This window comes from Streptomyces sp. NBC_00306, assembly GCF_036169555.1.
In the GTDB taxonomy this organism is placed as follows: Bacteria; Actinomycetota; Actinomycetes; order Streptomycetales; family Streptomycetaceae; genus Streptomyces; species Streptomyces achmelvichensis.
Map to the genome: position 1 here is coordinate 7,167,893 of NZ_CP108032.1, position 19,495 is coordinate 7,187,387.

At 70.7% G+C, this 19,495-nt stretch carries 20 protein-coding genes; 11 read left to right on the forward strand and 9 right to left on the reverse strand.

Features of this window, described 5'->3' with window-relative positions:
• Positions 1-133: 133 nt before the first annotated feature.
• Both OHA05_RS32050 and OHA05_RS32055 read left to right on the forward strand, forming a co-directional pair.
• Positions 134-946: an SAM-dependent methyltransferase gene (locus OHA05_RS32050; protein WP_328863494.1), complete on the forward strand. Its 813-nt coding sequence runs from the start codon at positions 134-136 to the stop codon at positions 944-946.
• Positions 946-3,111, forward strand: a complete 2,166-nt coding sequence (locus tag OHA05_RS32055; protein ID WP_391843204.1) for a putative bifunctional diguanylate cyclase/phosphodiesterase — start codon at positions 946-948, stop codon at positions 3,109-3,111. The genes OHA05_RS32050 and OHA05_RS32055 overlap by 1 nt, the downstream gene beginning before the upstream one ends.
• Positions 3,112-3,169: 58 nt before the next feature.
• Here OHA05_RS32055 and OHA05_RS32060 read toward each other — a convergent pair whose 3' ends face one another.
• Complete coding sequence (locus tag OHA05_RS32060; RefSeq protein WP_313942756.1) at positions 3,170-4,060, reverse strand: LysR family transcriptional regulator; 891 nt, start codon at positions 4,058-4,060, stop codon at positions 3,170-3,172.
• Positions 4,061-4,143: 83 nt separating this feature from the next.
• On the opposite strand from OHA05_RS32060, the gene OHA05_RS32065 reads away from it, so the two are divergent.
• Genes OHA05_RS32065 through OHA05_RS32075 form a run of 3 tightly spaced genes read left to right on the forward strand, consistent with a single transcriptional unit; the run spans position 4,144 to position 7,549 of the window.
• Positions 4,144-4,848 (forward strand): succinate dehydrogenase, encoded by a 705-nt coding sequence (locus tag OHA05_RS32065; protein WP_328862466.1) that lies wholly within the window; start codon positions 4,144-4,146, stop codon positions 4,846-4,848.
• 2 nt (positions 4,849-4,850) lie between these two features.
• On the forward strand, positions 4,851-6,806 hold the full coding sequence (locus tag OHA05_RS32070; protein ID WP_328862467.1) for a fumarate reductase/succinate dehydrogenase flavoprotein subunit: 1,956 nt from the start codon (positions 4,851-4,853) through the stop codon (positions 6,804-6,806).
• Complete coding sequence (locus OHA05_RS32075) at positions 6,803-7,549, forward strand: succinate dehydrogenase/fumarate reductase iron-sulfur subunit (RefSeq protein WP_313942753.1); 747 nt, start codon at positions 6,803-6,805, stop codon at positions 7,547-7,549. The genes OHA05_RS32070 and OHA05_RS32075 overlap by 4 nt, the downstream gene beginning before the upstream one ends.
• 20 nt (positions 7,550-7,569) lie before the next feature.
• Here OHA05_RS32075 and OHA05_RS32080 read toward each other — a convergent pair whose 3' ends face one another.
• Both OHA05_RS32080 and OHA05_RS32085 read right to left on the reverse strand, forming a co-directional pair.
• A complete protein-coding gene (locus OHA05_RS32080) occupies positions 7,570-8,592 on the reverse strand; it encodes an MBL fold metallo-hydrolase (RefSeq protein WP_328862468.1) in 1,023 nt (340 codons plus the stop codon).
• Between the two features lie 96 nt (positions 8,593-8,688).
• Positions 8,689-9,606 (reverse strand): serine hydrolase, encoded by a 918-nt coding sequence (locus OHA05_RS32085; RefSeq protein ID WP_328862469.1) that lies wholly within the window; start codon positions 9,604-9,606, stop codon positions 8,689-8,691.
• A gap of 103 nt (positions 9,607-9,709) precedes the next feature.
• On the opposite strand from OHA05_RS32085, the gene OHA05_RS32090 reads away from it, so the two are divergent.
• From OHA05_RS32090 to melC2, 3 genes are all read left to right on the forward strand, one after another.
• Positions 9,710-10,687: a LysR family transcriptional regulator gene (locus OHA05_RS32090; RefSeq protein ID WP_328862470.1), complete on the forward strand. Its 978-nt coding sequence runs from the start codon at positions 9,710-9,712 to the stop codon at positions 10,685-10,687.
• A 327-nt stretch (positions 10,688-11,014) separates the two neighbouring features.
• Positions 11,015-11,449 carry an apotyrosinase chaperone MelC1 gene (gene melC1, locus OHA05_RS32095; protein ID WP_328862471.1) on the forward strand — a complete coding sequence of 145 codons (435 nt, stop codon included), beginning with the start codon at positions 11,015-11,017 and terminating at the stop codon, positions 11,447-11,449.
• A gap of 15 nt (positions 11,450-11,464) precedes the next feature.
• Complete coding sequence (gene melC2 / locus OHA05_RS32100; protein WP_313942748.1) at positions 11,465-12,292, forward strand: tyrosinase MelC2; 828 nt, start codon at positions 11,465-11,467, stop codon at positions 12,290-12,292.
• Positions 12,293-12,385: 93 nt separating this feature from the next.
• On the opposite strand, the gene OHA05_RS32105 is transcribed toward melC2, so the two are convergent.
• The gene (locus OHA05_RS32105; RefSeq protein WP_328862472.1) at positions 12,386-13,327 is read right to left on the reverse strand and encodes an alpha/beta fold hydrolase; all 942 of its coding nucleotides are present in this window, start codon (positions 13,325-13,327) and stop codon (positions 12,386-12,388) included.
• 73 nt (positions 13,328-13,400) lie between these two features.
• The gene (locus tag OHA05_RS32110; RefSeq protein ID WP_328862473.1) at positions 13,401-14,669 is read right to left on the reverse strand and encodes a damage-control phosphatase ARMT1 family protein; all 1,269 of its coding nucleotides are present in this window, start codon (positions 14,667-14,669) and stop codon (positions 13,401-13,403) included.
• A gap of 105 nt (positions 14,670-14,774) precedes the next feature.
• On the opposite strand from OHA05_RS32110, the gene OHA05_RS32115 reads away from it, so the two are divergent.
• On the forward strand, positions 14,775-15,170 hold the full coding sequence (locus OHA05_RS32115; protein WP_328862474.1) for a hypothetical protein: 396 nt from the start codon (positions 14,775-14,777) through the stop codon (positions 15,168-15,170).
• A gap of 21 nt (positions 15,171-15,191) precedes the next feature.
• Here OHA05_RS32115 and OHA05_RS32120 read toward each other — a convergent pair whose 3' ends face one another.
• Positions 15,192-16,223 carry an MsnO8 family LLM class oxidoreductase gene (locus OHA05_RS32120; RefSeq protein WP_328862475.1) on the reverse strand — a complete coding sequence of 344 codons (1,032 nt, stop codon included), beginning with the start codon at positions 16,221-16,223 and terminating at the stop codon, positions 15,192-15,194.
• A gap of 39 nt (positions 16,224-16,262) precedes the next feature.
• Positions 16,263-16,784 carry a hypothetical protein gene (locus tag OHA05_RS32125; RefSeq protein ID WP_313942743.1) on the reverse strand — a complete coding sequence of 174 codons (522 nt, stop codon included), beginning with the start codon at positions 16,782-16,784 and terminating at the stop codon, positions 16,263-16,265.
• Between the two features lie 162 nt (positions 16,785-16,946).
• Between OHA05_RS32125 and OHA05_RS32130 the strand changes: the two genes are divergently transcribed.
• Both OHA05_RS32130 and OHA05_RS32135 read left to right on the forward strand, forming a co-directional pair.
• Positions 16,947-17,639, forward strand: coding sequence for a TetR/AcrR family transcriptional regulator C-terminal domain-containing protein (locus OHA05_RS32130; RefSeq protein WP_328862476.1), 693 nt, complete (start codon positions 16,947-16,949; stop codon positions 17,637-17,639).
• A 272-nt stretch (positions 17,640-17,911) separates the two neighbouring features.
• Positions 17,912-18,403, forward strand: a complete 492-nt coding sequence (locus OHA05_RS32135) for a phosphatase domain-containing protein (RefSeq protein ID WP_313942741.1) — start codon at positions 17,912-17,914, stop codon at positions 18,401-18,403.
• A gap of 31 nt (positions 18,404-18,434) precedes the next feature.
• Here OHA05_RS32135 and OHA05_RS32140 read toward each other — a convergent pair whose 3' ends face one another.
• Positions 18,435-18,650 carry a dodecin gene (locus OHA05_RS32140; protein ID WP_313942740.1) on the reverse strand — a complete coding sequence of 72 codons (216 nt, stop codon included), beginning with the start codon at positions 18,648-18,650 and terminating at the stop codon, positions 18,435-18,437.
• 24 nt (positions 18,651-18,674) lie between these two features.
• Positions 18,675-19,463 carry a GntR family transcriptional regulator gene (locus tag OHA05_RS32145; protein ID WP_328862477.1) on the reverse strand — a complete coding sequence of 263 codons (789 nt, stop codon included), beginning with the start codon at positions 19,461-19,463 and terminating at the stop codon, positions 18,675-18,677.
• Positions 19,464-19,495 lie beyond the last annotated feature (32 nt).

Sequence of the window (19,495 nt, forward strand, 5' to 3'; positions counted from 1 at the left end):
TGTTGTGTGACCAAGAACGGACCGCGAATTTCCGTTTGGGCTCGCCCTCTTGGCGGGCGATCAGTAGCCTCGGCTCGAACAACTGGCCATGGACATGGCCGACTTCCCCCGTGGCGACTTGTTGGAGACATCGATGGAGCGTCCCGCCTGGGCCCCGCAGGGCATCGACATTTCGGTGCCGAGCGTGTCCCGCATTTACGACTACTACCTGGGCGGTTCGCACAATTTCGAGGTCGACCGGGAGGCCGCCCGCAAGGCGATGGAGTTCCTTCCTGGCCTGCCGAAGATCATGCAGGCGAACCGCGCCTTCATGCGGCGGGCCGTGCGATACGCGGTGAACGAGGGCGTCACACAGTTCCTCGACATCGGCTCGGGCATTCCGACGTTCGGCAACGTCCACGAAGTGGCCCAGAACGCCTCCGACGACGCACGCGTGGTCTACGTCGACCATGACCAGGTCGCCGTCGCCCACGGCCGGGCCGTGCTCGAAGGGAACACCCGGGCGACCGTGGTCTCCGCCGATCTGCGCAAGCCGCGGCAGATCCTGGACAGTTCCGAGGTCTCCTCGATGCTCGATCTGCGGCAGCCGGTGGCGCTTCTGCTGGTCGCCGTGCTCCACTTCATCGAGGACGCGGACGATCCGATCGCCGCGGTGACGGAGCTGCGGGAGGCCCTGGCGCCCGGCAGCCTCCTCATCCTCACCCACGCCTCGTACGACGGAGTCCCGGTGCCCGAGGAGCGGGCGGTCGGTGCCGTCGACGTCTACCGGGACATCCGCAATCCGCTGGTCATGCGTTCGCGCGAGGAGATCGCGCGATTCTTCGAGGGGTACGAGATGGTCGAGCCCGGTCTGGTGTCCATGCCCCTCTGGCGCCCCGACGCCCCCGCCGAGCAGGAGGACCCATACGCCTTTTCTGGCTTCGCCGGGGTGGGGCGCAGGGCGTGATGGCACCGTCGCAGGCGGCGGGTTCCGCGGCGGACCCGGACGGTCTCGAGGACAGACTCCGCAGGTTCGCGACGATATGGAGCCGCGCCGTCTTCCCCGTGACGGCGACCTCGCTGACCCGTATCGAGGTCGAGCAGCATCTGCTGCCGCTCGCACGGCAGTTGAGCGAGTCGCTGCACGGTCGCACCTTCGATCCGCAGGCCGCTCAGCGGATCGGCGTCGCCCTCGTCGACGCCCACTGCACCGATCCCGAAGCGCTCAGCCGCACCCTCGGCGTCATCGACTCCTATCTGGTGCTCTACTGCGGCAGCGGAGAGATCGAGCAGACGGCCGAGGAGAGCCGCGCGCGGTGCGCCCGGCTCCAGCACGCACTGGCCGCCGGTTTCGCGCAGGGCCTTCGCGAGCGCACACTCGCCGAGCAGGAGGCCATCGCACGCTCCTCGCTCCAGGCGCGCACGGACGCGGTCGAGGCGCTGCACGCCACCGAGACCCGGTTCCGCGCGGTCTTCGAGGGGGCGGCGATCGGTATCGGCATCGCCGACCTCGAAGGCAACATCCTCGAGGTGAACGGGACCCTGCTGCGCATGTTCGGCGGTCTCGAGAACCATGTGCGCGGCAAGAAGGTCACCGACTGGTCGCACCCCGAGGACCGGCCCCATGTCTGGCAGCTGCACCGGGAGTTGGTGAAGGGCGAGCGTGAGCACTTCCACGTCGAGAAGCCCTTCTACCGCAACGACGGCACCGTGCTGTGGACCAATCTGACGGTCTCCTTGCTGCGCGACCCCGACGGTCGTCCGCAGTACCAGCTCGCGCTGATGGAGGACACCACGGAGCGGCGGCTGCTCAACCTGCGGCTGCGCTACGAGGCCACGCACGACGCCCTCACCGGCCTGCCGAACCGGACGCTGTTCTTCGAGCGGCTGGAGAAGGCGCTCGCGGCGAGCGAGGGTTCCCGGTTCGGGCTGTGCTACCTCGACCTCGACGGCTTCAAGGCCATCAACGACAGCCTCGGCCACGCCGCCGGCGACCGGCTGCTGGTGGAGGTGGCCGACCGGCTGCAGAGCTGCGCCACCGCGCCGGGCGAGATGGTGGCCAGGCTCGGCGGCGACGAGTTCGTCGCCCTGACCACCGGACCCGACACCGAGAGCCAGGTCGACGAACTCGCGGCCCGCATCCTCGCCGTCCTCGGTTCGCCGATCCGGGTCGACGGGCGGGAGTTCACGGTCCGCGGCAGCATCGGTATCGTCGAGGGACCCGCCGGTGAGCGGACCACCGCCGAGGTGCTCCGGAGCGCCGACATCACGATGTACCGGGCCAAGTCGGCGGGCGGCAACCGCTTCGAGCTCGCCGATCCGGAGGCGGACGCCCGTGCGATCACCCGGCACGGGCTGACGACCGCGCTGCCCGCAGCGCTGGAGCGCGGCGAGTTCTTCATCGAGTACCAGCCGCTGGTGCACCTCGGCGACGGCACGGTGCACGGGGCCGAGGCGCTCGTGCGCTGGTGCCATCCGCAGCACGGGGTCCTCGGTCCCGACCAGTTCATCCCGCTCGCCGAACACACCGGTCTCATCGTGCCGCTCGGCCGCTGGGTGCTCCAGGAGTCCGTACGCCAGGCGAGGTACTGGCAGGAGCGGCACAGCGACGGTGGCCCGCTGCGGATCAACGTCAATCTGTCGCCGACCCAGCTCCACCACCCCGGACTGGTCGCCGACACCGTCGATGTCCTGGAACGCTCCGGGCTGGAACCGGGCGCACTGTGCCTGGAGGTCACCGAGTCCGCGCTCATCGGCGCGAACGAGGATCTGCTGAAGCCGCTGCGTCAACTCGCCGAGATGGGCGTCGACATAGCGCTCGACGACTTCGGTACGGGCTACTCCAACCTCGCCAATCTGCGCCGGCTGCCGGTCAGTGTCCTCAAACTCGACCGCTCCTTCACCCAGGGGATGCAGCGCCATCCTGCCGACCCGGTCGACCTGAAGATCGTCGAGGGCATCGTCACCCTGGCGCACAGCCTGGAGCTGGCCGTCACGGTGGAGGGCGTGGAGACCGGGGCGCAGGCGGAACAGCTGCGGGAGCTCGGCTGCGACACGGCCCAGGGCTGGTACTACGCCAGGCCTGGGCCGCCGGACAAGCTGCACGCGCTGTCGATGGCCGACGCGGTGTAGCGGGGGCAGCCGGCCGAGGGTCCCGCCGGTGCTTCGACCGCATCCTCGGCACCACCCGTCAGAGCACCGCTGCCCGTGAGCCGAACAGCACCTTCTGGAGCTCACGGGCCGCGCGCGGCGGTGCCACGTCGCTGCGGTGGGCCAGCGCGATGGTGCGGCGCAGCCCGGGAGGTGCCAGCGGTGTGACCCGCAGGTCGGGACCCGCGCGGCCGGCCACCATGCTGGGCACCACGGCGACGCCGAGACCTGCCCGTACGAAACCCAGCACGGCGTCCATCTCGCCGCCCTCGACGGTGAAGGCCGGCTCGAAGCCTTCGGCGCGGCATGCGGCCACGGTGAGTTCCCGCAGGTCGTAGCCGTGCCGGAACATCACCAGCGGTTGATCGCGCAGATCGGCGATGCGTACGGGGCTGCGCGGCGGCTTCGCCGTGGCCGCCGACACCACCACCAGGTCCTCCCGCAGCAGTTCCACGGTGGTCAGGGCGGGGGAGGCGGGCGGCAGCGGCAGGACGATCAGTGCCAGATCGAGTGCGCCGCGTGCCAGCTCGCGTACGAGGTCGTGCGAGCCGCCTTCCTCGATCAGCAGCTCGATCCCCGGATGCCGGTCGTGGAAGACGCGCAGGACGTCCGGGAGGAGGCCCGTGCACAGACTAGGAGTGGCTCCCAGCCGCACCCGGCCGCGCCGTAGCTGGACCAGTTCCTGCACCTCGTGCCGCGCGGTGTCGGCGTCAGCGAGGATGCGCCGGGCGAGCGGCAGCAGCGCCTCTCCGGCCTCGGTGAGCGCGATGTTCCCGCGGGCGCGGCTGAACAGGGTCGCGCCCAGCTCCTTCTCCAGCGCCCGGATCTGCTGGGAGAGCGAGGGCTGGGAGACATGGACGCGCTCGGCGGCGTGGGTGAAGTGCCGGGTCTCGGCGACCGCGACGAAATAGAGAAGCTGCTGGAACTGCATAGGTCCATGATAGGTGATGCCTATGGAGATCAGCAGAATCATGTCTTGGACCTCTGGATGTCTCCGGTCGTAGCTTTCTTCCCATGGCTCTGGCAACGCGGACGGACCGAAAACCGTCGCCCCCGCGCACCTTCTGGGGATCGACGATCGGCAAGAAGACGGTCATGGCCGTGAGCGGCCTGATCATGCTCGGGTATCTCGTCGCCCACGTCCTCGGCAACCTCAAGGTCTTCTTCGGGCCCGGCGAGTTCAACGGCTACGCGCATTGGCTCCGTACGCTGGGAGAGCCCTTCCTCCACTACGAGTGGGCGCTGTGGGGTGTCCGTCTCCTGCTGGTCGCCGCCGTGGTCGCGCACGCGGTCTCCGCGTACCAGCTCAGCAGGCGCGACATCAAGGCCCGGCCGGACCGCTACGTCCACCGGCGCAAGCGCGCGAGCTACGCCACCCGCACCATGCGCTGGGGCGGCATCATCGTCGCGCTGTTCATCGTCTGGCACCTCCTCGACCTGACCACCCTCACGGTCAACGAGCACGCACAGCCCGGCCATCCCTACGAGAACGTCGTCGCCACCTTCTCCACCTGGTACGGCAACGTCATCTACATCGTCGCGATGCTGGCCGTGGGCCTGCACATCAGACACGGCTTCTGGAGCGCGGCCCAGACGCTCGGCGTCGGCAACGCCGCCCGGGACCGCGCACTCAAGACCGTCGCAGGCGGGCTCGCGCTGGTGCTGACCGCGGGTTTCATCGCCGTACCCGTCGGCGTCATGACCGGAGTGGTGAAGTGACCATGAACTCCATCGACTACGCGGCCTTCACGACCGGTGATCCGATCGCCGACACCAAGGCACCCGAAGGACCCATCGCCGAGCGCTGGGACCGCCGCCGCTTCGAGGCCCGGCTGGTCAACCCCGCCAACCGCCGCAAGCACACGGTCATCGTCGTCGGCACCGGCCTCGCCGGCGGAGCCGCCGGCGCGACCCTCGCCGAACAGGGCTACCACGTCGAGCAGTTCTGCTATCAGGACTCGCCCCGCCGGGCCCACTCCATCGCCGCGCAGGGCGGCATCAACGCGGCCAAGAACTACCGCAACGACGGCGACTCGATCCACCGCCTCTTCTACGACACCGTCAAGGGCGGCGACTTCCGGGCGCGCGAGTCCAACGTGCACCGGCTCGCACAGATCTCCGTGGAGATCATCGACCAGTGCGTGGCCCAGGGCGTGCCGTTCGCCCGCGAGTACGGCGGGCTGCTCGACACCCGTTCCTTCGGCGGCGTCCAGGTCTCCCGCACCTTCTACGCCCGCGGCCAGACCGGCCAGCAGTTGCTGCTCGGCGCGTACCAGGCCCTGTCCCGGCAGATCGCCGCGGGCACGGTGAACCTGCACGCCCGCACCGAGATGCTCGATCTGATCGTCATCGACGGACGGGCCCGCGGCATCGTGGCCCGGGACCTGATCACGGGCGAGATCACCAGCCACTTCGCCGACGCGGTGGTCCTCGCCACCGGCGGCTACGGCAACGTCTTCTACCTGTCGACGAACGCCATGAACTCCAACGCCACCGCGGTGTGGCGCGCCCACCGGCGCGGCGCCCTGTTCGCCAACCCCTGCTTCACCCAGATCCATCCCACCTGCATCCCGCGTACCGGCGACCACCAGTCCAAGCTGACGCTGATGAGCGAGTCGCTGCGCAACGACGGCCGGATCTGGGTCCCGAAGGCACGCGGTGACCAGCGGCCGGCGAACGAGATCCCCGAGGACGAGCGGGACTACTACCTGGAGCGGATCTACCCCGCCTTCGGCAACCTCGTCCCGCGCGACATCGCCTCACGGGCCGCGAAGAACGTCTGCGACGAGGGCCGCGGCGTCGGCCCCGGCGGCCAGGGCGTCTACCTCGACTTCGCCGACGCCATCGGCCGTATGGGCCGGGCGAAGGTCGAGGAGAAGTACGGCAACCTCTTCGAGATGTACGAGCGGATCACCGCCGAGAACCCGTACGAGGTCCCCATGCGGATCTACCCTGCCGTGCACTACACGATGGGCGGACTGTGGGTCGACTACGACCTGCAGACCACCGTGCCCGGACTGTTCGCCATCGGCGAGGCCAACTTCTCCGACCACGGCGCCAACCGGCTCGGCGCCTCCGCCCTGATGCAGGGCCTCGCCGACGGCTACTTCGTCCTGCCGTCCACCATCAACGACTATCTGGCGCGCACACCCCTGGACGGTACGCCGGACGCGTCGCACCCCGCGGTCGCCGAGGTGCTCGCCGAGACCGAGGACCGGCTGAACCTGCTGCTCTCCGTGGACGGCGACCGCACCCCCGACTCCTTCCACCGCGAACTCGGTGAGCTGATGTGGGAGTTCTGCGGCATGGCCCGCACCGACGAAGGGCTGCGCAAGGCGCTCGACCGCATCCCGCAGATCCGTGAGGAGTTCTGGCGCCGCATCAAGGTGCCCGGTACCGGAGAAGAGTTCAACCAGTCCCTGGAGAAGGCGAACCGGATCGTCGACTACCTGGAACTCGCCGAGCTGATGTGCCTCGACGCCCTCCACCGCGCCGAATCGTGCGGCGGTCACTTCCGCGAGGAGTCCCAGACCGCCGACGGTGAGGCCGAGCGCAGGGACGACACCTACGCGTACGCCGCGGCCTGGGAGTTCACGGCCACCGGCCGGGCGCCCGTCCTGCACAAGGAAGACCTCGTCTTCGACTACGTCCACCCCACCCAGCGGAGCTACGCATGAAGCTCAACCTGCGCGTGTGGCGTCAGCACAGCGCCGACGCACCCGGCGCCATGGCCACCTACGAGGTCGACGGCATCTCCCCGGACATGTCGTTCCTGGAGATGCTCGACACCCTCAACGAAGAGCTCATCCTGCGCGGTGAGGACCCGGTCGCCTTCGACCACGACTGCCGCGAGGGCATCTGCGGTGCCTGTTCCCTGGTCATCAACGGCGACGCCCACGGGCCGGAACGCACCACCACCTGCCAGCTCCACATGCGCTCGTTCCGGGACGGCGACACCATCGACGTCGAGCCGTGGCGCGCCTCCGCCTTCCCCGTCGTCAAGGACCTGGTGGTGGACCGCTCGGCCTTCGACCGGATCATCCAGGCCGGCGGGTACATCACCGCGCCCACCGGAGCCGCACCCGAGGCGCATGCCACGCCGGTGCCCAAGCCGGACGCCGACTTCGCCTTCGAGCACGCCGAGTGCATCGGGTGCGGCGCCTGCGTCGCGGCCTGCCCGAACGGCTCGGCGATGCTCTTCACCTCCGCGAAGATCAACCACCTCAATGTGCTGCCGCAGGGCGCACCCGAGCGCGAGACCCGGGTGCTGGACATGGTGGCGACGATGGACGAGGAGGGTTTCGGAGGCTGCACCCTCACGGGGGAGTGCGCGACCGCCTGCCCCAAGGGCATTCCGCTGCCGTCCATCGCCGCCATGAACAAGGAGTGGCTGCGCGCGAACCGCAAGGTCCGGCGCTAGACCGCCTGCGGGGGTGCGGATCAGCCCGTGGGCGGCAGGGCCCGCATGTCCCCTCCGAAGTCCGTCCCGTAGTCGGGGACGACCACCCTCGCCGCGGGACTGAGCCGCCGGACCTCGGCGACGAACGCGTCCAGATCGATGGACGGGTCGCGCTGGGGCGGAGAGGCGAGCGGCTTCTCGAAGTTGTCCCAGTGCACGGGCACGACCGTCGCCGGGTGGTCGAGTGCCTCCAGCAGCCGGGGCAGATAGCGGTACGTGGACGGGGACGCGGGCGTCGCGGCCATCAGGACGTCCGGCCGCAGGCCCTGTGCCGACCGCTCGTCGAGGTCGCTCGCCCCCATGAGGAAGAGCGAGGGGCCGCCGTCCACCGTCACCTGGAAGGCGAGGGTGTCGCCCTCCGGCAGGTCGGAGATCGTCCGCGGTGCGCGGTGGGGCGGGGCGTTGAGGGTGCCGGGGGCGAAGTAGGAGTAGGAGGCGTTGCGGCTGTGCCGGCTGGACACGACCTCGACGCTGTAGCCGTCGAAGGCCAGCACCTCACCCCCCTTGACCACGCTGATCTGCGCCGCGTCGACACCGAGCGCCCGCAGCACGTGGTACGTCGTCTCGGTGCCGATGACCCGAGCGCCCGTGGACTTCGCGATATGGGGGACGTCGTTGATGTGGTCCCAGTGCGTGTGGCTGACCAGCACCACCTCCGGCCGCCCGGCGTGCCGGTCGACGAGCGCGTGGTCCGTCGTCAGTTTCGTCTTCGCGTCGAAACCGCCCTTCGGGCCGAACAGCCCCGTGGTGAAGCGGGTGATGTACGGGTCGAACAGCACGGTCCGGGCTCCGATGCCGATACGCCAGCCGGAGGTGCCCAGCCACCGCAGCACGGCCGTGCCCGCCCGCGGGGTGGAGGCGGCACGGGGCGCCGACGCTCCGCCCGGTCCCGTCGCCCCGGCGCCGGTGGCGGAGAGCAGCGGTGCGGCCGCACCCAGGGCCGCGCCCCGCAGCAGCGTGCGCCGGACGACCTCACGCCGTGAGCCGGTCTCTCGGTCACTCATGGATTCGCTCATACGACGCAGAAGATCAGCACCTCGCTCCGCCCGTCCAAGACCGGGAACGCCCGCCTGCCATACCCGTTGATGTATGAGGCCAGGTCAGGACGGGCGCGAAGAGGCCGTCGAGCGGAGGAAATCCACCGCGGTGCGCGCGGCGGTGCCGATCGCCACGTCCGTGCCGGTGCTGTTCGCCGCGAGGCCCGGAGTGCGGGCGAACACCGCGACCGCGTACCGCCGGCCGTCCGGATACTCGGCCACGCCCACCTCGTTGTGCAGCCCGGGCAGTGTGCCGGTCTTCGCGGACACGCGCACGCCGTCGCCGAAGCCCGCCGCCAGCCGGTGCCGGAACACCTGACGTGACATCAGCAGCCGTACCCGCGCGCAGGCTTGGGGTGGTCCTGCCGTATCACGCCAGATCATCCGCAGGAGCCGGGTCATCTCGCGCGGTGTGCTGGAGTTCGTGCGCCGCGGGTCGAGAGCGGCGAGGCGGTGCACCTCGTCGGCGGGCAGGGTGGGGAAGACGGCGGCGAACTCCCGCTCGTCACGCGCTCCGACGTCCGCCAGCATGGATTCCAGCACCTGCCGAGGCCCGCCCACGACGCGGGTCTCCACCAGGCCGAGCTCCTTGGCCAGCAGTCCGGGGGTGTCCCGGCCGACCCGGTCGAGCAGCAGGTCCGCCGCCGTGTTGTCGCTGACCGACATCGCGAAGTGTGCCAGGTCCCGCAGGGACAGCTCCACATCGTCCAGGCAGCCCGCGGTGCCCCAGCCGCCGAGCCGGTGGTCGGCGGTGATCCGTATCCGCTCACGGGGATCGAGGTGTCCGGCCACGGACTGCCGCGCGAACTCCAGCACCAGCAGCACCTTGAACACCGAGGCGAGGACGACCGGTTCGTCCGCGTCGCACCCGGCTCCGGCCGTGTCCCCAGGGCCCTCGTCCTCGTCGATGGATCGTGCGTGGAGCCGGCCCTCTGCCCCAGCGTCCCTGAACACGGAGCGCAGTCTCTCCTCGATCGGCATCCGGCCCCTCATTCGCCTCGGGAGTGTCCGCAAAGTATCGCCGTCCGCCCGCAGGGCGCCGCCAACCGGACGAGACGCAGCGGACAGGCCCTAGGCTCGTGGCGTGGATCTCTTGCGCCACCTGCGCATTTTCGTCGTCGTCGCCGAGGAGCTGCACTTCGGGCGGGCCGCCGAGCTGCTCGGCATGGCCCAGCCGCCGCTCAGCCGGTCGATCCGGCGGCTGGAGGACGACCTCGGTGCCGAGCTCTTCGACCGCACCCACCGGCAGGTGAGGCTCACACCGACCGGCGCCGTACTGCTCGACGAGGCACGGGACTTGCTGGCGCGGGAAGAGCGTACGAGAGCGCTCGTCCGACGGGCCCGCGACGGCGGTCTCGGCACGCTGCGTGCCGGTGTGCCTCCGGACACTCCGGCCGCGGCGCTCGGCGCGCTGCTCGCCGAGTGCGCCGAGCGGCTTCCCGGCGTACGGGTCGACCTCCAGGAGGTGACGACGGACGAGCAGCTCCGGCTGCTCGCCTCCGGCGGGCTGGACGCGGGGCTCGTGCACCGGCCGGTCGACGCCACCGAATTGCTGCTGGGCCCCGAGGTCCGGGTCGAATTGGGGGTGGTGCTGCCGCGTACCTCGCCGCTCACCCGGCTTCCCGAAGTGGGTCTCGCCGATCTGGCGGGCCAGGATCTGGTGCTGTTTCCGCGGGCGTCGGCGCCCGGTTGGTACGACCGGACGCTCGACATCTGCCGGGCCGCCGGCTTCGTACCCGGGCGCGTCCGGCACGCGCGCAACCCGGAGTTCCTCATCGGGCTGGTGTCCGCGGGCTGCGGAGTCGCCTTCGATCAGGGGCCGGTGGCGCGCAAGGAGCCGAGGGTGGCCTGGCGGCCGCTGGCCAACCGGCCCCTCGCGCAGCGGATCTGTGCCGTACGGCCGAGGCGGTCGCCGCACGCGGCGGCGCGTGCTTTCGGGGAGATCGCGGCCGGTGTCCTGTCGCGGGACACGGCGAGCGTGCTGCACGGCGAGAGCTCGTCGGCGGGCGGGGAGCCGCCCGGGGAACAGGAGCCGAGGCCCTGGTCCGTCGTGTTCGGCTGAGGAGCCGCGGCTCCGTCCAGGCATGTGTTCCGGACATGTTTCAGATGTGAGGACCGGCACAACTTCCGACCTTGCGCCGCAAATTCTTCACAAGAATGGCATGTTCACGGCGGAATGTTCGCCTCCACTCCGAAGTGACGGTCGCTGCGGAACAAGATCAATACTGTTCAACGCTGCACTTCGAATCAGGACATGTCCGCATGGTGGCCCTCCGTCCTCCGCCGACTTCGGCCCACGGCATCCCGCCCTGTAGTCATGGCAACGGCGGTCTGCCTGACCAACGGGCCGCCGTCCGACACAAGTACAGCCATATCTGGGGGGACACCCATGTCCAGAATCACCCGCCGCCAGGCCCTGACCGCTGCCACGGGCGCGGCTGCCGGCCTCGCGATCACCGGCGCCGCCCGGGCCTCGTCCGGCACCGGAGCGCATCCGGCCGGTGGCCGGGCCAAGCGCCCGGCCGACGGTCCCGCACCCTTCGACGAGGTCTACCTGGGACGCCGCATCCAGGGCGCACCCGCGCACGGGGGCCACGGCGGCCACGGCGGTCACCAGGCTCCCGCCGGCCAGGGGGGCCACGAGGGTCACGGCGGCTACCGCGTGCACATCGACGGCGAGGAACTGCATGTGATGAGCAACGCCGACGGCACCTGGATCAGCGTCGTCAACCACTACGAGCCGCACCCGACCCCGCTCGCCGTGGCCCGCGCCGCCGTCGCCGAACTCCAGGGCGCCGACCTCGTGCCCCTCGACCTCGTCTGATCCAGGAGACCCGCCATGACCGTACGCAAGAACCAGGCGATTCTCTCCGCCGACGAGAAGCGCTCTTTCACCAACGCCGTGCTGGAGCTCAAGCGCAGCGGCCGGTACGACACCTTCGTCACCACCCACAACGCCTTCATCATGGGTGACACCGACACCGGTGACCGTGTGGGGCACCGTTCGCCGTCCTTCCTGCCGTGGCACCGAAGATTCCTCATACAGTTCGAGCAGGCCCTTCAGTCCGTCGATCCCTCGGTGGCCCTGCCCTACTGGGACTGGACTGCGGACCGCACCACCGCCTCGTCGCTGTGGGCGGCCGACTTCCTCGGTGGCACCGGCCGCAGCAGGGACGGCCAGGTGATGGACGGTCCGTTCGCCTTCTCCGGCGGCCGCTGGCCGGTCAGCATCCGGGTGGACGGCCGCGGCTATCTGCGCCGTGACCTGGGAGTCGGTGTCCGCCAGCTGCCGACCCGGGCCGAGGTCGACTCCGTGCTCGCCATGCCGGTCTACGACGCGCCGCCGTGGAACAGCGCGTCCAACAGCTTCCGCAACCACCTGGAGGGCTGGCGGGGAGTCAATCTGCACAACCGCGTCCACGTCTGGGTCGGCGGTCAGATGGGGACCGGCGTCTCGCCCAACGACCCGGTGTTCTGGCTGCACCACGCCTTCATCGACAAGCTCTGGGCCGACTGGCAGACCCGTCACCCGGACTCGCCGTACCTTCCCGCCGCCGGCACGCCCAACGTCGTCGACCTGCGCGACACCATGCGCCCGTGGAACGACGTGACCCCGGCGGACATGCTCGACCACACCCCGCACTACACCTACGACACGGCGGCCTAGGCCTCACCGCGGTCCGTGTCCACCGGCACGGACCGCGTCCCGTCAGCAGGGCCGCCGGCCGGCCGCGGTGAGCCGGGTGACCGGGAGCCGGAGTCATTTCATGGGGCTCGCGCTCGGGCGGGCGACAGCGGCGCGGTTCGCGACCAGTCGGATCGCCGCGGTCGTGAGGTCCGGGTCGTGAAGCTGGACGTAGTGGTCGCTGCCGGTCGCCAGCAGGTGCGGCGTCTGCGGCCGCAGGGCCACCAGCGCCTGCTGGGCCTTGGGCCAGGCGGCCTCCAGCTTCGCCAGCAACTGCTTGTTCATGGTGGGCGGCGCGGCGAAGGGTTCCGTCTTGCTCAGGACCGCGACCGGGACCGGCGGGAGCGGGCCACCACGCTCGATGGCGGTCACCCCGCCGTCGATGTCCACCTGCTCGAAGTCCGGATCGGTGTCGAAGGGCGTACCGGGATGCCGCAGGGCCTCGACGTACGCCGGCCAGTCCGCCCCCATCGCCGGCTTCAGCGCGGGTCCCAGCGCGTCGACCAGGACCAGCCCCCGGGTCTGCTCCGGGTGCTCCTGTGCGTACCGCAGGGCGAGCATGCCGCCGAAGGAGTGCCCCACCAGCACGTACGGCCCCGGCACGTGGCCGGCCGTCAGGACGCGGTCCAGGTCCTGGACCATGGCGCCCAGAGCCCGGGTTCCCCGCACGGGTGTGCTGCGGGTGGTGAGTGTCGGGGGCTGGGTGTAGCGGATCGTGCCCGGCCGGTCGTAGGTGCACACGCGGGTGAACCCGGCCACGCCCGGTAGCACCGGTGTCTTCGGCACGGGCGGGGTGACGTCGGACAGCGACCACGGGTCGGCGGACTCGTGGAGTCCGGACAGCAGCACCACGGTCGGGCTCCCCGAACCCGAGCACTGCAGGTACAGGCTTCGCCCGCCGCCGATATCCACCCGCTTCCCGGTGTCCCCGCCAGGCGTCCCGGGCGTGCCCGCGACCAGCAGGGCCACGGCCACCACGGCCGCCACACCACCGGACGCGCGCCATCGCCATCGCATGCCTCCAGCGTCCCCGTCGCCCCGTCCCGCCGCCATCCGGGACCCGGCGGTGCCGCGATCCGCAGGAGACGGCCTACGCCGGGCCCTCGGGGTCGCCCTCCGCCCCGGACGAGGTCCGGCGCGAGGTGGCGGCCGGCGCGGGCCGGGCCTGGATCAGGGCGTGGGTGCCACTGGTGCGCCAGGCCGCGCCCGTCCGGTCGAGGGCGTCGGTCATCGCCGCGGTCAGTCCGACGATCACGTCCGACTTCAGTGTGCGCAGGGCCGCGACGGACCCGGGGAAGTGCGCCGTGACATCCGCGAAGGGCGTCGTCGCCGGCCAGAGCCGATCGCCCACCAGGCGACGGTAGTTGAGGTCGCCCTTCAGGATCGTCAGCGTGACGGAGGCGAACTGAGTCCTGAGATCCTCGGGCATCTCCTCGTACGGAAGCGGTGCGCAGAAGAACGGGTGTGTGCGCACCTCCAGGCGTCCGGTTCCCGCCGCGGTCCAGAGGCGCCTGCCGATCTCGCCGGCCCGGCCGGACGCCCGGACGAGCCGCCGGAGAGCGCCGACGACATCGGTGGTCGTCGCGTCGGAGACGTAGTACGGATACGGCTTGACGTGCAGGACGACGTCCGTCGCGTGACCGCGTTCGAGGAGGTGGTCGACGAGGACGAGGTCGGGGATCAGCTCGCGCCCCGCATTGTCGGCGACCACGGCGACGGTGGCCGGCGTTCCCGCGGGCAGCAGCGACCAGAGCAACGCACTGTCGTCCGAGACCAAACCCGCACCGGCATCCGTGCCGGTCCGGGCGGACTCGTCGGCCGTCACGCTGAAGCCGAGGTCGGCACGGTTTCCCCAGAGCGAGGCCTGCAGCAATGCGGACGCCTGCCGTTCGGCGGGCAGATCGGCGAGTGCGTCGAGGGCCCGCAGCTCCTCGTCCACGACGGTGCTGCTCAGTTCGGCGTCCTTGAAGGGGCCGAACGGGTCCACACCCTGCCACGGGCCTTCGCCGAAGTATTCGAGGGCCGCGAGGAGCTTGCGGTAGAAGTAGCTCTCCGCCCACAGGAAGGGGGCGTCGAACCACGACCGTCCGAGGTACGGCTCCGCCCGCTCCGCCCAGAGCGCGTGATCCTTCGCCGTCGCGTCCAGCGGTTCGACGACTCCGTCGGTGATCTCGGCCAACAGGGCGTCGAGCGCGCGGTGTTGACGCGGAGCGTAGGGGAAGGCGTCGCGTACCTGCTGGATCAGGGCCGGATGGCGTCGGTGCAGTACTCCCCAGGCGAAGCTGCCGGGTTCATCGCACATGACCACGGGAGGACGGGAGTCCGGGACGTCCGAGGGGCGGGGGAGGCGTGCTGTCATGTCGGCTGAGCCCTTCGCGTATCGCTGGTCCGTGCGTCCCGGCTCATCCTCGCTCCGAGGCGCCGTCCCGCGGAACCGGCGACACGGTCCGGGCGTCGAAGGGGCATGACGGAGAAACCGGTACAGGCCGCATTCACCCTCGTGCTGGCGGCGCTGCTGCTGACGGCCTGTAGCGGCACCGGCGAACCGGCCTCACAGGAGAGCCCGTCCGCCCGCACCACGCCGTCCGTCCGCACCGCTCCGTCCGCCCGGACGATCGCGTTCCAGCTCTATACGCACTGCGGCATCGGCGAGGCCCGCATCGGTTCCACCTACTTCGAGGCCGAGACGCCCCTCTCCGACGGCTCGGCCGGGCCGCCCGACGGGTGGGACAACCCGTACCAGAGTGGCAGGATGACGCTGACGTCCGCGACGCGGGCCGTCTTCACCGATGACGCCGGACACGAGGTCGTCTTCCGTGCCCGGCCGGGTGCGAAGGCCTTCACAGTGATCTGCCAGTAGCCGTGCACGGCGCCGCACGGATCACCGCTCCCCATCAGGAGCAGGCCTGCCGAGACCGGCCGCCTTCGCGAGCCTGCGGTAGGAGTCGAGCAGTGACCCGCGGTCGTACGTACTGGTCGTGATCAGCACCTCGTCGGCGGCGCTGTCCTTGACCACCGACTCGAGCGCGTCGAGGACCTGATCCTCCGTGCCGGCGATGTGGCCCCGCAGTCCCGACTCGTAGAACTCCCGTTCCTTCGCGGTCATGGTCAGTTCCTCGATCCGCTCGGGCGCAAGGAGCGGGGGAAAGACGCCGTGCGTGCGGGAGTACGCCATCGACCAGGCTTCCGGCATCAGCAGCCGCCGGGCCTCCGCCTCGGTCGCGGCGACCGCGACCGTGCCGGAGATCGTCACATGGGGGCGCTCGGACCAGACGGAGGGCCTGAAGCCCTGGCGGTAGCGTTCGACGCCGGCCATCATCCGGTCCCGGCTCCGCAGGTCGCCGATGACCATCGGCAGTCCGGCCTCCGCCGCGATGGCGGCTCCCTCACCCGTGGCGAGGACGAAGGGCGGGACCCGGAGGCCCTCCGCCGGGCGGGCGTGCACCTGAGGGTGCGACGACTGCTCGCCGGTGAACCATCCGAGCAGTTCCTCCAGCCGGCCGGCGAAGTCGTCCGCGTCCTTCTTGTCCCGGCCCAGCGCCCTGCGGATGCCGTCGGTGAAGCCGACCGAGCGGCCCAGCCCCATGTCGATCCGGCCGGGGAACAGGGACTCCAGGACCCCGAACTGCTCGGCGACGACCAGGGGTTGGTGGTTGGGCAGCATCACCCCGCCGGTACCCACCCGGATCGTGGAGGTCGCCGCCGCCACCGCCGCCGCCAGTACGGTCGGCGCGGAGCCGGCCACCCCGGGCACGCTGTGGTGCTCGGAGACCCAGAACCGGTGGTAGCCGAGCGTCTCCAGCTCGCGGGCGAGGGACACCGTGTCCCGCAGGGCGGCGGGACCGTCGTACCCCTCGCGGGTGCGGGACCGGTCCAGTACGGACAACGGGGTGGATGCGATCCATGAGCTCACACAGGGTGCAACGCCGTGGGGGCGTCAGGATTCCCGGGGTCAGGCGAGCGCGAGCAGGACGAGGACGGCGATGGACCCGGCCATCACGACGGTGTGCCGGACGTTCTGCAGGCCGGGCAGCACCCAGGAGGGGAAGGCCTTCTCGGCTGCGTCGAGCAGCGCGACGACGTCCATGCGCTGCAAGGCGGCGTCCCCGCTCTTCGCGAAGTGCGCCCGCACGGTCCGGACGGCGGTCAACTGGCTATGCAGGATCAGTACGTTGCCGAGCAGGACGATCGGCTGGACGATCCAGGACGACGTCGCGCCCCACGCGTTCCCGGTGAGGTTGAGCGCCGCCAGAACCGCGAGGGTCAGAGCGACGCCGACGGGGACGGCCGTCTCGTGGCCGCCGGCGTCGAACCGCAGCTTGTTCTCCGCCAGCACCGTGGCGGGGACGCCCTGACGGTCCAGTTCGGCCTCGGCGGCGGCCTGGGCCCGCGCTCCGTAACGGGCGCGCACCATCGGGATGCTGACGAAGGCCGTCGCGATGAGCAGTTGCAGCGCAGCGGCGATCGGGGTCATGACTGTCTCCTTCACTGGGCCGCACGGGCGGCGAGAACCGAGGACGTGAGCGACTTGAACTAAGTGCAAGTGAAGGCTGGCGGCTTTCTTGAACTAAGTGCAAGAGTCTTCCTCGGGCCCGGCGAACTCCCTCTTGAACTAAGTGCATCTACGCTGGGCGGTATGCCACGGAACACCTTGACCGCCGAGCAGATCGTCCGCGCTGCCATCGAGTTGCTGGACGCCGAAGGCCTGGACGGCCTCAACATGCGCAGCCTGGGCGGCCGGCTCGGCTCCGCCGCCACCGCCGTCTACTGGCACGTCGGGAACAAGGACAACCTCGTGAGGCTCGCGGGCGACGAGGTCTGGCAGGAGATCGATCTGCCCGACCTGGACTCGCTCGACTGGCGGAACGCCGCCACGGCGATGGCCGCGGGCCAGCACGCGATGATGGCGAGGCACCCCTGGCTCGTCCAGGCGCTCGCCGGTCATCTCCTCTACGGTCCCGGCAAGGCGCGCCACGACGACCACATCCTCGCCGTGTACGAGAAGGCGGGGTTCGTCGGTGCGGAGGCCGATCAGGCGGCCGCCACCGTCGTCATGTTCGTTCTCGGCAACGCGGCGGGCGCCTCTGCCACGATCGCGCTGACCCGGCGCCTCAACCGCGGCGGCGGCGACGCGGAGGAGCAGCTGCGCGACACCATGGCCCGGGCGAGTGAGATCGCCATGACGTACCCGCGACTGCGCTCCCGCCTCCAGGGGGCGTCGGCGGCCGAGTACAACGCGGCTCCCGACGACAGTTTCACGTTCGGTCTGGAAGCGATTCTGGACGGGTTCGAGAAGAGGCTCGCGGCGCAGCGCACGGCGGCGGGCTAGGGACCGCTGACCCGCGCCGGTGGAGGGCGGACACGACCTAAGGGCTGTCCCGTAATCCCCGGTGGACCAGCGCGCGGCGTCAGATGCGGTGCATCGCAAGGCGATGGGGACACCCCCGCCGGAGGCTGGGGGAGGTCGTCCTCATACTGGGCGTATTCGGGCGATCCGACAACGCAGCGTGGGGGTCCCCCCTGCTCGAAGAGCTTGGGGGAGTGCCGTAGATGTCGTCGTGCGCCCGCCGGGGATTACGGGACAGCACTTACGGTGGGGGCGTGACCCGAAACAGCAGGCCGCTGGCCGTATTCGACCTCGACGGAACCCTTGCCGACTCCGGGCATCGGCAGCGATTTCTGGAGCGCAAGCCGCGGGACTGGAACGCCTTCTTCGCCGCCGCGCCGAAGGATCCGCCGCTGAGCGAGGGTGTCGAGCTGTGTCTGCGGTCCGCCGAGGAGTGCGACGTCGTGTACCTCACGGGCAGGCCGGAACGCTGCCGCAAGGACACGCTGGCGTGGCTCGCCGCGCAGGGACTGCCCGAGGGGCCGGTGCACATGCGGCGCAACGACGACCGCCGGCCCGCCCGCACCACCAAGGTGCAGATCCTGCGGCGGCTCGGCCGGGACCGGGAGATCCGGATGCTCGTGGACGACGACGAGCTGGTGTGCGACGCGGCCGAGAAGGCCGGCTTCCCGGTCGTACGGGCCGTATGGGCGGCCGGTACGACCGAGGCGATGAAGGAGGCTCAGGAGCGGGAGGGCCGCACCTGATCCGCCGCCGAACCGGTGATGCGGGGTGCGGTCAGGCACCCTCCTCGAGCCGGAAGCCGACCTTCAGGCCGACCTGGTAGTGCTCGATCTCCCCGTCCACGATGTGGCCGCGGACCTGGGTCACCTCGAACCAGTCGAGCCCTCGGAGGGTCTGGCCGGCGCGCTTGATGCCGTTGCGGATGGCGGCGTCGATCCCTTCGGGGGAGGTGCCGACGATCTCGGTGACCCGGTAGGTGTGATTCGACATGGGTGTCGCACTCCTCTCGATGCGTTACTCCACCGTGCCCCACCACGCCGCCGTGCGCGAGGCGTCGGGGGCAGGACGGTCGTCCGTCGAGGTGCCGAGCGCGAGCCGGGAGACGATGCGGTACCGGTCGCCGCGGTAGAGGGACCGTACGTACTCCACGGGGCGTCCGCCGGTGTCGGAGGTGACACGGTCGAACAGAAGGGCGGGGGAGAACACCGGCACACCCAGCAGTACGGCCTCGTCCTCGCTCAGCACGGTCGGCTCGATCGACTGCACGGCCTGGGCGGTCCGTACTCCGCGCGCCTCGCGGAGGTGCGTGTAGAAGCCCGCCTCCATCTGCTCCGCCGTGAGCCCGGGGACCAGGGCTGCCGGGATGTGGAGATACTCCAGGGCGATGGGCGTGCCGTCGACCAGGCGCAGCCGCGCGACGTACACGAGGTCGTCGGCGGGGGACACCTTCAGGCGCCGTCCGATCCGGGCGCCCGCGCTCACCGTGCTGAACTCCAGAACCCGGCTCGACCAGGCGCCCGTTGCCATCGGCGCCGAGGCGGGATGGCGGTCGGAGACGAGTTCCTGGGTGATCTTGGCGGGGGCGACGAACATGCCGCGGCCGTGTTCGCGGACGAGTTGTCCGGTGGCGACGAGTTCGTCGACGGCGGCGCGGAGGGTGGGGCGGGAGACGCCGAGTTCGGCGCTGAGGGTGCGTTCGGAGGGGATGGCGTCGCCGGGCCTGCGGTCCTCGACCAGCGCGAGCAGATACGCGCGCACCCGCTCCCGCTTGAGCACCGTCCTGGGGGAGCGGGTGTCGGGCATCCTCGCCCTCCTGAACTGCGGGCCGGTCCGGG